Source organism: Chromobacterium vaccinii, assembly GCF_000971335.1.
In the GTDB taxonomy this organism is placed as follows: Bacteria; Pseudomonadota; Gammaproteobacteria; order Burkholderiales; family Chromobacteriaceae; genus Chromobacterium; species Chromobacterium vaccinii.
The window spans coordinates 1-11,811 of sequence record NZ_JZJL01000077.1; the positions used below are offsets into that span (position 1 = coordinate 1).

Genomic DNA, 11,811 nt, shown 5'->3' on the forward strand with positions numbered 1-11,811 from the left:
GGACGCTGCTGGCAGCCGCGCTGGCCCTGGCGCTGGTGCTGCCCCTGCCTGCGCCCGCCGGCCGTCCGGCGCCGGCAGCCGCGTCGAGCAAGCCCTCGCGCGGCGGCGTGCCGCTGGCGGTGGCCTTGTGCTGGGGCTCGGTGCTGCTGGGCATCGGCGCGGAATGGGGCATAGGCTTCTGGGGCGCGCAGTTCCTGGAAAGCCGGCTGGGCCTGGGGCCGGCGCAGGCGGTGAGCCTGATGTCGGTCTTCTTCGGCGGCACCGTGTTCGGCCGCATCGTCTCCAGCCGGCTGTTGGCCCGGTTCGACGGCCGCAACATGCTGATGGCGGTGATCCTGCTGGGCGGCGGCGCCATTCTCGCGCTGTGGGCCAGCACGCTGCCGTCCGCCACCATCGCCGCGCTGGCCTTGGCCGGCATGTGTCTGGGCAATTTCTTCCCGCTGCTGATCAGCAACGCGATCCGGCTGGAGCCCGACCACGTCGGCCTGATCTCGGTGGGGGCCACCCAGGCGGTGGGCGTTTCCCTGCTGGTGGTTCCCATCGCATTGGGCTATATCGGCCAAGTGGCCGGCCTCGTCAATGCGATCGGCATGCTGGTTATTCTGCCCCTGCTGATGGCCGCGGCCTGCCTCGCCGCCGGCTATCGCCATGCGCTGCCGCACAAAGCCTGAGACTTGAGCAAAAGGAGAACAATGATGAGCCAAGCCGACTTCACGCTGCTGTTCGATCTGGACGGCACGCTGGTGGACACCGATATCCTGCACTTCGGCGCCTACCAGACGCTGCTTGCCGATCACAAACGCAGCATCACCATGCAGATCTACAAAGAGCGGATCATGGGCGCGCCCAACGACGCGATCATGCGCGAGCTGTTTCCCGACCTGTCCCTGGACTCCCACCGCCGGCTGGCCGAGCGCAAGGAGGAACTGTTCCGCGCCGCCATCGGCAAACTGGAGCCCACTCCCGGCGCGCTGGCGCTGTTCGAATGGGCGGAAGCCCGCCGCGTGCCGATCGCCATCGTCACCAACGCGCCCCGCATCAACGCCGAGCGCATGCTGGCCGGGCTGGAGCTGCTAGGTAGGATAGACGCGCTGGTGATAGGCGAGGAGCTGCCGCGCGGCAAGCCGGACCCGCTGCCTTACCTGACCGGGCTTCAGCGTCTGGGTGGACGCGCCGAGCGCGCGCTGGCCTTCGAGGACTCGCTGTCCGGCGCGCGAGCCGCCAGCGCCGCCGGCATCCATACCTTCGGCATCGGCACCTCGCTGCCCGCCGCGTCGCTGCTTGACGCCGGCGCCGACGAGGTGATCGCCGACTTCACCGCCGCCGAGCTATGGCGGCGGCTGGACGCGCTGGAGCTCGGCGCGGAGGCTGAGGAGTCCGGCGCATGAACCCGTCCGTTCCTCCGGCGGGGCTGCCCGCCGACGCCGTCCGCATCGAAGCCGCCACTGGCAGCGGCTCGGGCGGGCATCTGGTGGCTTACAGCTCCTTCGAGCCCTATGAGCTGGCCGACTACCTCGAAGCGCTGAGCCGCCTGCTGCCCGATGTCGCCATCACAGTGTGGCGCATGCCCACCTCCAGCCTGACCGCCTTTCTGCTGTCCGACCCCGAGGGCGACCTGGTGCTGGGCTGGGCCGACACCGCCGCGCAGAGTCCCGGCATCGCCGCCCGCATCGCGCCGCCGGCGGCCGGCGGCTGCGACGCCGACGGTTTCTACCGTCCCACCGGCTTTTCTCTGGCTTTCGTCGCCGATCCCGCGCTATTGCAAGCGCGCGGCGCCGAGCCGCCGACGCGCTGGTCCGATCTGGCCGCGCCGGCGCTTCGCCAGGCGCTGCTATTCCCCGACCCCCGCCGCTCCGGCGCCGGCTACCTGGCCTTGACCACCATCCTTCAATATTACGGGCCGGAAGACGGCTGGCGGCTGATGGTGGAGATAGACCGCAACGTGATCGACTACCCCGGCTCGGCCTGGGAGCCGGCGGCCCGCGTCGGCCAAAACGGCGCGGCGCTGGGCATCACCGTGCGGGTGGCCGCCCGCCGCCGGCTGAGCGACAACCCCGCATTGATCCAGACTCTGCCCCAGGACGCGATAGGCGCGGAAGCGGAAGTCTACGGCGTCCTCGCCGGCAGCAAGCAGCAAGCGCTGGCGCGAAGGGCGCTGGACTGGGTGATGTCAGATGAAGCCGCCGACCTGTTCCGCCATCACGCCAAGCTATTGCTGCGCGGCGAACGCGATCCCGCCTTGTTTCCCATCAATCCGGAGCGGGCCAGCCGCGAGCGGCCCGCCGTTCTGCAACGCTTCGACGCGCTGATGCGGCTGCGCGCCGTCCGCGCGCCCAAATCGGAGGCCACCCCATGATCACCCGCGCCGCATTCGGCATCCTGCCCGGCGGAGAAGTCGTCGAAAAGATAGAGCTGGCGCTGAGCAACGGCGTCAGCGCCGCCATCCTGTCCTGGGGCGCCACGCTGCAGTCGCTGCGCTGCCCTGACCGGCACGGCCGTTTCGACTCGGTGGTGCTGGGCTACACCCGGCTGAACGATTACCGGCAGGCCGGCGGCCGCCTGGGCGCCACCATGGGCCGCTACGCCAACCGGATCGAAAACGGCCGCTTCCAGCTTGACGGCCAGTGGCATCAGGTGGATCAGAACGAAGGCCCCCATGCGATACACGGCGGACCGGAAGGCTTCGACCGCCGCCTGTGGCAAGTGGCCGCCGTGGCCGACCTCCCCGACCGGCCCGAAGTGCTGCTGCGGCTGGAAAGCCCGGACGGCGACCAAGGCTTTCCCGGCAAGCTGATCCTGACCGTCAGCTACGCGCTGAAACCGCCGGGCGATCTGGTGATCAGCTACGAAGCGAGCTGCGACCGGCCCACCGTATTCAACACCACCAACCACGCCTATTTCAACCTGGCGGGCGAAGGCAGCGGCAGCGCGCTGGACCACAGGCTGGCCATCTTGGCCGACCACTTCCTGCCAGTGACGGAAGAGCTGATTCCCACCGGCGAGATCCGCGGCGTGCAGGACACGGTGTTCGATTTCCGCGACCCCAAGCCGCTGGGGCGGGACATACGTTCCGACGACGCGCAAATCCGCCTGGGCCGGGGCTACGACCATTGCTACGTGCTGTCGCGCGACGGCGCCGGACCCTATCCCAGGCTGGCCGCTCGGGCGATGGAGGACGGCAGCGGGCGCCAGCTGGATGTGCTCACCACCGAGCCCGGCCTGCAGCTGCACAGCGGCAATGTGCTCACCGGCCGCTACCATGGCGCGTCCGGTCGCGCTTACCGGCAATCAGACGGTTTCTGTCTGGAGGCCCAGCACTTCCCCAACGCGCCCAACGTCTCCCACTTCCCCAGCGTCGCCTTGCGGCCGGAGCAGCCGTACCGCAGCACCACCATCTACCGACTGGGCATCGCGCCATCCCGCCAGACGTAAACCGCCGGGCGGCGAAGCGGCGGCTTGCCCGGCGGCGGCAGGCCGCCTACCATGAGCGCGGGACAATGAAACAAACCGCCATGCGCCAAGCCGACTTCACCCTGCTGTTCGATCTGGACGGCACCCTGACCGACACCGACGAACTCCACTTTCACGCCTTCCGCGCGCTACTGGCCGAACATGGCCGGGAGCTGGACCACGACAGCTATCTGCGGCACGTCCACGGTTCCACCAACGAAGCCATCATGCGGGCGCTGCTGCCGGACATCCCTGAACGGCACCAGGAACTGGCCGAGCGCAAGGAAAAGCTGTTCCGCGCCTCGGCCAGCCGATTGCGGCCCACGCCGGGCGCGCTGCGGCTGTTCGACTGGGCGCAAGCCAACGGCGCGGCCATCGCCATCGTCACCAACGCGCCGCGCGCCAATGCCGAGCTGATGCTGGATCGCCTGGGCCTCGCCTCCCGAGTGGACGCGCTGGTGATAGGCGACGAGCTGGCTTACGGCAAGCCCCACCCCCTGCCCTATCTCGCCGGCCTGGCCCGGCTGGGCGGACGCGCCGAGCGCGCCTGCGCCTTCGAAGACTCGCCGTCCGGCATTCGCGCCGCCAGACAGGCCGGGCTGCATACCTTCGCCATCGCCGGCATGCTGCCAGAGGCCGCGCTGCGCGAAGCCGGCGCCGACGCCGTCATCGCCGACTTCAACGCTCCAGAGCTATGGCGATGGCTGGAGCAGGCTTACATCCGCGCATCCCAAACCTGAGCGTGGGAGCCGCCGCGAACACCGGGTGAAACATCGGTATGCCGCAGAACAGGCATCCCGCCCTTTTCAACCCTTGCAACAGGGAACGGACGACACACTCCGACCTTGCATCCGCTCAAGGCGCGCCGGCGCGGCGCCGACAGTTTTGTCAGCCGTGCTAAACGAAGGCGGAATACAATCCACAGACAATCAGGCAGCACCCGCTGGCCCGTTCCAGCCAGGCTCCGCCCTGCCCCTGGGCCATGCTGCCCAACCACCGCGCGGCGGCCGCGCACAACAGGAATATTGCCAGCACCGTCAGCAGGAACAACGGCCCCAGCAATAGCATCTGCCGTCCCGCGTCCTCGCCCGGCTGGATGAACTGCGAAAAGGACAATGCCAGGAAGACGATGATTTCGGGTTCAACAGCGTCGTGGCCAACCCGCGGCGGAAACCTCCCCTTCCATTGGCAACCCCTCCTGCTCCCGCCATGCGCAACTGCGTCGCGCCCAGGTACAACAGATAGGCCGCGCCCAGCCACTTCAGCCATGACAGCGCGGTCGGCGCAGTCTCCGCCAATGTCCCCAAACCACCTAGCACCATCAGCAGCAGAATGGCGTCCGCCAGCACCACGCCCAGCGTGACCGCCGCGCCCGCGCGCCATCCGCGCTGCACCGAGGCCCCTGCGATCAGCAGCAGCGACGGCCCCGGCATCAAGGTGACCAACGTTGTGGCCACGATGAAGTTTCAGATCATGCCGCCGCTCCTCAGCGCAACAGGCCCAGGCTGCCGGTCAGCTGTCGCACCCGCTTGCCCGGCCCGCACAGGGCCAGGCCCTGGTACTGGATCGCCTCCTCCGGCGTGGGCGCCAGTGCCGCCGCGTACTCCTGATAGCTGCGGGTGGCGCGCGTGGCACAGCTCAGCTCCACCAGCGTCAACTCTGCCTTGGAAGCGGCCGCTCGCAATGCGCGCAATTGATCCGCGCCGGCCTCCAACACCGACATCGGCACCGTGGTGATGCCCGTCCTGGGCAGGCCGCGCGCGTCTGGCAGGTCCTGTCCCACCAACTCAGGGTGGCGCTTGCCCAGCTACATCGCCAGCACGGCGGCGGTATTGGCGATGATGCCGGGCGGCAGATCGGGATCGATGATGATGGCGCAACGAATGTCGTCCATGAGCGACTCTTTCCAATGATGAGACACCGCCTCACTATGCGCCGCCACCAATTGATCTACAATCAAGATTAATTTGAATTTAATAATTGAAAAAATAGAACAATGATAGATGAGCTACGCGCGCTAGCTGTCTTTGCCAAGACCATCGAAACCGGCTCCTTCCGCGCCGCCGCCCGCGCGCTGGGCCTGGCGCCATCGGTGGTCAGCCATCACGTCTCGCAGCTGGAAAGCCGGCTGGGCGTCGCCTTGCTGTATCGCTCCACCCGGCGGCTGTCGCTGACGCCGGACGGCCAGGCGCTTTACGGCCACGCCCAGGCGATGCTGCAAGCGGCGGAAACCGGACTCAACGAGCTGGCGGGACGCGCGGCCGAGCCCGCCGGCGCGCTCAGGCTGAGCCTGCCCGCCTTCTTCGCCCGCGGCCCGCTCACCACCAGCCTGGCGGCGTTCTCCCGATGCCATCCCAAAGTGGAGCTCGAATTGGATTACAGCGACGAGAAACGCGATCTGATCCGGGACGGCATCGACCTGGCCATCCGCATCGGCGAGTTGCAAGACAGCGCGCTGAAATCCCGCCGCCTGTTCGACATGCCCCGCCTGCTGGTGGCCGCGCCCAGCCTGCTGGACGCGCGCGGCAAGCCCGTCTCTCCGGCAGAACTGGCAGACTGGCCCTGGCTGGGCATACGGATGCGAGCCAAACGCAAAACCCTGGTCGACGCCGCCGGACAACGGCACGACTTCGCCATCCAGCCGCGCATCACCGCCAACAGCGTGGATGCCGCCTGCCAACTGGCCATCGCCGGCTGCGGCCTGGCCACGCCGCCAGCGTTTCTGGTGGAAGACGAATTGGCCGCGGGAAAGCTGCGCGTCGTCCTGCCCGACTATCAGGTGGAAGCGCTGGGCGTCTACGCCGTCTGGCCGGCCAATGCCGCGCGGGAAAGCCTGACGTTGCGACTGGTCCGTTTCCTGACCGAGGCCCCTGTGCGCCTGTGACGCTTATTCCAATGTTATAATTCGGCATTCCATGTCCAGGGAGGTAGGCCATGCAGAGTCCACGCGATCTCGACGCGGCGATCGCCGCCGGCATCCGCGCCAGCGAACAAAGCGGCGAGCTGCAACGCGCGAAGGGATGGGGCAAGCCGCTGGAGCTGAACGACGGCTACGCCGCCACGCCGGCCGAGCTGAGGATGTCGTACAAGATATTGAAAGACGCCGGCTGCGTGCCGGCCGAAGTGGAAGCGATACGGGAACTGGCCGACCTGCGGGCGGAACTCGCCGCGCTGGAGCCGGATACCCCAGCCTGGCGCGAAAAACAGGCCCAGATCCAGAAAAAAGCGCTGGACCTGGCCTTGCAGCTGGAGCGTCTGCGCAACGGCGCCTGACGCCCCGCCGCGCGGCTGGCTAAACGAACAGGAACCACAGCAGCAGGCCCAGGCCCGCCGCCACGGTGCAACCCGCCAGCAGCGTCATCGGAACATCGCCGCCCAGCCTGTCCGCCGCGCCTGCGCGGGAGAAGGCCAGTCCCAACAGGAAAAACACCGCCAGGTCAAACAATCCGTGCGTGGTCCAGTGGTGGCCGGTCAGCGACGCCATCCAGCCATTCAACGCCGGCAGGCTATCCTTCAGCCAGGCCAATGCGGTGTTGAACAGAATGGCGACGCAGGCCGACAGCGCGAAGCCGCCGGCGTAACGGTTCAGAGCCTTGTCCATCGCTAGCCTCCATGCTGCAGCAATGCCGCCTTGACGCCGAAGCTGATGATCGCTCCGCCGCCCTCCACCGCGAACGCGGTCAGCGCCAGCAAAGCCGCGGTCGCCGCCGTCATCCGCCGCGCCGCGGCGTTCTCATGCAGACGCCCGGCGGCGGCGATGGGCAGGTAAAACGCCAGGATCAATACGATGAAGAACAGATGCTCCTTGGTCTCCATCACCAGATTGTGCGCGTAGGGCAGCGGGCCTTTCAGGATCAGCGCCTTGTCGTGTCCGTAGAAATGGACATACCAGTAGCCGCCCAATATCCAGGACAGGCCGATGCACAACGCCGTCGCCCGCGACGCCAGCCTGATCCGCGCCGCGTTGCCCTCCGACGCGTTCAGGGTCTCCACCAGCACCCACACCGCCGCGATGATGCCCAGCGCGCCGAAAGTCGGGTGCGACAACAACAGATAGTCCATGCTCCGCCTCCTCTGCTTGCGCCGCCCCGTCCCGGACAGGCCGCCGCCCCAATATAGGCAATGGCGGCGGCCGTCGCCCACGCCGAAAAGACCAGGCTTGATCAGAAACAAGTCATCTGCGCCGCAATCGTTTCCTGACAAATAAACAACGAGATAGGAGCATTATCAGCCGCTGCGGCGCGCTGCCGGACGCAAGCTTGCTATCGATCGCGGAAGCTCTGCAGCACCGTCAACAAGCTGGTCAGATTATCGGCGACGCCTAGCTGGCTCGCCCGCTCGGCAAAACCCGCGCCCGCCATGGTATCCACACTGTAGATCTGCATCGCGCCGATGTTGGACACCGACTGGGCAAGCGTGGTCATCTGTTGCTGCGAGGAGACGGCATTCTCGAACAGAATGCCGCTGGAGTGGGCCATCGTCTGGTAGATCGAGCCCATCGCCATGGCGGGCGATTCGCCCAGCACCTTGACGTTGGACTGGGTGACGGCATCGGTGATCTGGCTGTTGACTGGGGTGGGAAAGGCCATATTGCGTCTCCTGCATTGTCCGCAGATTCAGACTGGCAGTCGGGGGAGAATGCTTCAATCAGTGACAGTACTTACCGCGGTGAACGGAAGCCCGCGACGCGTCCTGGCAAACCCGCCGGCACAAGCCCCCGCGCGGAATCTAGAAGCCCGGAGGCGGTCCTGGGATGCCCTCTCCGCCAGCGGGGAAGACAATCCGATCACGCCTCCTGGCTCTCCGCATCTTTCAAGCGGTTCACCAGCGCCACATAATCGCTCATCGCCTGCTCGCGGCTCATGCCGCGCCTGGCGGTCCAGGCGTCGTGCTTGGCCCGCCCCACCATGTCCATGATGCTAGGCCGCTCTCCCGCGGCGTCGCCCTGCGAGCCCTGCTTGTACAGGGCGTACATCGCCAACAAGGTGGCGTTGTCCGGCGCTTTTCGCAGCGTGCGCGACAAGGCGGCGGCGGCCTCGAACGCCTTTTCCTGCTCGCTGGGCCCGTCCGGCAACGGCTCGCCGCCGAAATGGCTGTCTTCGGCGTCCAGATCGTCCGGAAACCACCTGGCCTCCAACAGCTTGCCCTTGCGCATCTGCACAGCCAGCACCCCGGGCGAGGCTAGGCCGCGATGCAGCAGCGTGGCCGGCTGCACCGCCATGCCGGCATTGATCACCGCCGCGCCGAAGGCGGAAAAGCTCGCGCCCTCGTCCGTCCACTTCCGCAGCCGCCGCAGGCCCTTGCTCCCGGGAAACGCGCCGCTGCCGCGGTTGCGCCCCGGCTGCAGCCAGGCGAAATCCGGAATGCCCAAGCGGTACAGTCCGGCGAAGTCGCCCTGCTCCAGCGCGTGCCGCGCCGAGGCCAGCAGCTCGGCCATCTCCGCCGGCGCCATCGCCGGGTCGACCATATTCATGCCGAAGCCGCCCGCGGCATTGGCATTGAAAAATTCCAGCACATGCTTGCCGACGATTTCCCTGTCGTTGTCCACGCACACCATGTGGTAGCTGTCCTCCAGCACCACCATGCGCGCCTGGCCGGCCCGCTTGCCGCTGCCGATGCGCTCAACCAGAAAATGCGCGGAGCGCAGACTGGTCAGCTCGTCCTCGCGCGCGTGCACCACCAGCGTCGGGCAGGCGATCTGGTCCAAATCCCGAATCACCGCGGCGCGCAGCCGATCCACCTCGCGGATGCAGGCCAGCGGCACCCAGCCGTAATGGAAATTCTCGCCGCGCTCGAACTTGGCCTTGACGATGGCCCGCAGCTGCTCGTTCTTGATGCCGTAGGGTTCCTCCTCCGTCACCTTCATCCGCTCCGGTAGTCCGGGAATCCGATACAACAAGGGCCGCAGGCCCCGATACCAGGGCGTGGCCCAACCGTCGATGTACACCGGCGGGGCCAGCGCCACCAGCCTGCCCTTGGCGTGACGCTCCAGCTTGGCCACCTCCAGCGCCAGCAAGGCGCCCATGCACATGCCCATCACGTGCAGCACCTCATGCTGGCCGACGATTTCGCGGTACTTGGCGCGCGCCGCCTCCAGCCATGCCTCCATCTTGACGCCGGACAAATCCTCCGGCCGCGTGCCATGGCCGGGCAGCGTCAGCGCATGGGTGACGAAGCCGGCGTTCTTCAGCCGCTTGTGCATGGAGCCCAGGTCGTATTGCGTGCCGCCCAGGCCATGGATCAGGAACACGCCGGGCTCAGCCATTGTCGTTCTCCAGAGGCTCCGGCCTCAGCATGCCCACCACCATTTCCACTTCGTCGTCCGCGCCGCGCACGCAGGCCAGGCGCTCTCGCACCCGCAGCCGCTCCCCATCCGACTGCACCACGGTGTAACTTTGCTCGCTGGCCCAGGTCTCGCCGCTGGCCACGCTGCTCCACGTCGCCTCCACCAGGCCGCGCTCGTCCGGCTCGATCCGCTCCAGCCATTCATCCAGGCTGGAGATGCGCGCGACGTCCTCGCCCAGCACCTTGTCCGCCCCCATGCCCCAGGTGGCGTGCCCGGTGGCCGCGTCGTACTCCACCGTCGCCACGCCCACCTCGCGCATGATGCGCTCGTAGCGCAAGCGCCAGGCCTGGGCATCAACCAACGCCTGGCGGCGGCCATCCGACAGCGCCCTCACCGCGATCATCACCGCGGCCCAGATCGTCACGAAGCCCTGCACCTCGATCACCGCCTCGCCGGAAAACCCCTCCGCCACAGCGAACGGCCCGCCGCCATGGGCGGTTCGCCCAATGATCAGCAAGCCGCCCAGCAACAGGGCGACGGCGCCGCCGCGCGCTCCCCACAAGGCGGCGGCGATCAGCAGGAAAGGCATGGGAAGATAGGCCAGCGTGGCGGCCACCTGGCCGTAACGCTCGCCGCTGTGATCGATGAAAACCAGCGCCACCGCGCATAGAAACAGCAGAAAAGCCGCGCCGCCTCCCAGAAACTGCATCATCGGCATGCCGCCCGACAGCTGCAGGTGAAAGCCCCGAAACGCGGTCACCACCGGCGTCAGCAGCAGGATGCCCACCATGGTGGACAACACCCACGCCACGCCCTCCAGCGTCAGGTTCAGGCCGGGCCGCTGCCATTGCCACAAGGCCATGGCCAACGCGCCGCCCAGGCAGGACGCCAGCGCCGCACCGCACAGGAACAGAGCCATGCCGGCCGGAGTGTCCGGATCGTTGCGCCCCAGGCTGGCCACCCAGCAGCCCATGGCGCCGCTGACCGCCTCGATGCTGGCGAAAGCCGCCGCGCCCACCGGATTCAGGCCATGCGCCGCCATGCCCCAGATCATCGACGCCAGCCACACGCCGGCAAGAATGGCCGGCCAGCGCCAGCGGGGAGAGATCAGCAGCGCGGAAAAAGTCACCCCGCTGCCCAGCCAAACCGGCATGGTTTCCGTGACGGAACTGGCCAGCGATCTGGAAACAACGGCCACCGCGAGAAACAGCGCGGCAACCAGCAAACCCGTTCTCAACTGCTGCATGGCGACTCCTCTAGCTTCAACCATTGCAGCATAGGAAGCGCCACCCAAGCGCCGCAAGCAGGGAACGGAATTGAATGGCAAACGGCTTCCCGCGTGAAAGATATAGACGGATTGCAAGATAACAGCGCATCCCTGCGGGAGTGGAAATAGCTCTTTCAAGTAATCCCAACCCCATCCCATCACGGTTCATCCCCACGCACGTGGGGAACAGGGATCATCCATTTCAATCCATCCCAAAACACGCGGTTCATCCCCACGCACGTGGGGAACAGTCAAGGTACTGCTGGCAGACCGCGACAAGGCGCGGTTCATCCCCACGCACGTGGGGAACAGCTGATCGAAGTATCGACAACTGCGCCCAAGAGCGGTTCATCCCCACGCACGTGGGGAACAGCGGCTTGTCCGATGACGAAGAACCGATAGGTTCGGTTCATCCCCACGCACGTGGGGAACAGGCGAAGAAAGCTGGTTAGTTAAGTACGTGAAGCGGTTCATCCCCACGCACGTGGGGAACAGAAAACTGTATCGCCATGCCAATGGTTACGGCGCGGTTCATCCCCAGGCACGTGGGGAACAGAACTGTTTAATTGAATGAAGCGAATAAAGCGTCGGTTCATCCCCACGCACGTGGGGAACAGTTTGATGATGCGTTCGCATTGCTGCGGCGAGACGGTTCATCCCCACGCACGTGGGGAACAGAATTCAGGGCCGAAACGTACCCGTTTCGGATTCGGTTCATCCCCACGCACGTGGGGAACAGAGCAGCTCGCGCTCGTTGCGGCTGAACCGATCCGGTTCATCCCCACGCACGTGGGGAACAGGTCCTGCA

General features: G+C 66.8%; 15 protein-coding genes and 1 CRISPR repeat array. Of the genes, 7 read left to right on the top strand and 8 right to left on the bottom strand.

The window, feature by feature from the left end; translation table 11 throughout:
- From VL52_RS21675 to VL52_RS21695, 5 genes are all read left to right on the top strand, one after another.
- A partial coding sequence (locus tag VL52_RS21675; protein WP_144410365.1) for an MFS transporter occupies positions 1-671 on the top strand: 671 nt, incomplete at its 5' end.
- Positions 672-695: 24 nt separating this feature from the next.
- Positions 696-1,388, top strand: coding sequence for an HAD family hydrolase (locus VL52_RS21680; RefSeq protein ID WP_046158987.1), 693 nt, complete (start codon positions 696-698; stop codon positions 1,386-1,388).
- Positions 1,385-2,356, top strand: coding sequence for a substrate-binding domain-containing protein (locus VL52_RS21685; protein WP_046158988.1), 972 nt, complete (start codon positions 1,385-1,387; stop codon positions 2,354-2,356). Before VL52_RS21680 ends, VL52_RS21685 begins: the two co-directional genes overlap by 4 nt.
- Positions 2,353-3,432 carry an aldose epimerase family protein gene (locus VL52_RS21690; protein WP_046158989.1) on the top strand — a complete coding sequence of 360 codons (1,080 nt, stop codon included), beginning with the start codon at positions 2,353-2,355 and terminating at the stop codon, positions 3,430-3,432. The genes VL52_RS21685 and VL52_RS21690 overlap by 4 nt, the downstream gene beginning before the upstream one ends.
- Positions 3,433-3,497: 65 nt before the next feature.
- Entirely contained in the window at positions 3,498-4,190 is a 693-nt protein-coding gene (locus tag VL52_RS21695) for an HAD family hydrolase (protein ID WP_046158990.1), read from the top strand.
- Between the two features lie 297 nt (positions 4,191-4,487).
- Here the strand turns inward: VL52_RS21695 and VL52_RS24240 are convergent, their stop codons facing one another.
- From VL52_RS24240 to VL52_RS25270, 3 genes are read right to left on the bottom strand one after another with little or no spacing between them, the layout of a single operon-like run.
- The gene (locus tag VL52_RS24240) at positions 4,488-4,907 is read right to left on the bottom strand and encodes a LysE family translocator (protein WP_082113887.1); all 420 of its coding nucleotides are present in this window, start codon (positions 4,905-4,907) and stop codon (positions 4,488-4,490) included.
- A 29-nt stretch (positions 4,908-4,936) separates the two neighbouring features.
- The gene (locus VL52_RS21705) at positions 4,937-5,257 is read right to left on the bottom strand and encodes a DUF2000 domain-containing protein (RefSeq protein WP_268753728.1); all 321 of its coding nucleotides are present in this window, start codon (positions 5,255-5,257) and stop codon (positions 4,937-4,939) included.
- On the bottom strand, positions 5,258-5,392 hold the full coding sequence (locus tag VL52_RS25270; protein ID WP_200896080.1) for a DUF2000 family protein: 135 nt from the start codon (positions 5,390-5,392) through the stop codon (positions 5,258-5,260).
- A 54-nt stretch (positions 5,393-5,446) separates the two neighbouring features.
- Here VL52_RS25270 and VL52_RS21710 point away from each other — a divergent pair, with 54 nt between their 5' ends.
- A complete protein-coding gene (locus VL52_RS21710) occupies positions 5,447-6,334 on the top strand; it encodes a LysR family transcriptional regulator (protein WP_046158992.1) in 888 nt (295 codons plus the stop codon).
- Between the two features lie 50 nt (positions 6,335-6,384).
- Entirely contained in the window at positions 6,385-6,723 is a 339-nt protein-coding gene (locus VL52_RS21715; protein WP_046158993.1) for a DnaJ family domain-containing protein, read from the top strand.
- A 19-nt stretch (positions 6,724-6,742) separates the two neighbouring features.
- Here the strand turns inward: VL52_RS21715 and VL52_RS21720 are convergent, their stop codons facing one another.
- The 5 genes from VL52_RS21720 to VL52_RS21740 form a co-directional block, all read right to left on the bottom strand.
- Positions 6,743-7,051, bottom strand: coding sequence for a hypothetical protein (locus tag VL52_RS21720; protein WP_052729463.1), 309 nt, complete (start codon positions 7,049-7,051; stop codon positions 6,743-6,745).
- A 2-nt stretch (positions 7,052-7,053) separates the two neighbouring features.
- The gene (locus VL52_RS21725; protein ID WP_046158994.1) at positions 7,054-7,512 is read right to left on the bottom strand and encodes a hypothetical protein; all 459 of its coding nucleotides are present in this window, start codon (positions 7,510-7,512) and stop codon (positions 7,054-7,056) included.
- Between the two features lie 200 nt (positions 7,513-7,712).
- Positions 7,713-8,039, bottom strand: a complete 327-nt coding sequence (locus tag VL52_RS21730; RefSeq protein ID WP_046158995.1) for a RebB family R body protein — start codon at positions 8,037-8,039, stop codon at positions 7,713-7,715.
- A 197-nt stretch (positions 8,040-8,236) separates the two neighbouring features.
- Positions 8,237-9,715 (bottom strand): acyl-CoA-binding protein, encoded by a 1,479-nt coding sequence (locus tag VL52_RS21735; protein ID WP_046158996.1) that lies wholly within the window; start codon positions 9,713-9,715, stop codon positions 8,237-8,239.
- Positions 9,708-10,982 (bottom strand): MASE1 domain-containing protein, encoded by a 1,275-nt coding sequence (locus VL52_RS21740; RefSeq protein ID WP_160298979.1) that lies wholly within the window; start codon positions 10,980-10,982, stop codon positions 9,708-9,710. Before VL52_RS21740 ends, VL52_RS21735 begins: the two co-directional genes overlap by 8 nt.
- A 182-nt stretch (positions 10,983-11,164) precedes the next feature.
- Positions 11,165-11,803: a CRISPR direct-repeat array (repeat unit 29 nt; unit sequence CGGTTCATCCCCACGCACGTGGGGAACAG).
- Positions 11,804-11,811 lie beyond the last annotated feature (8 nt).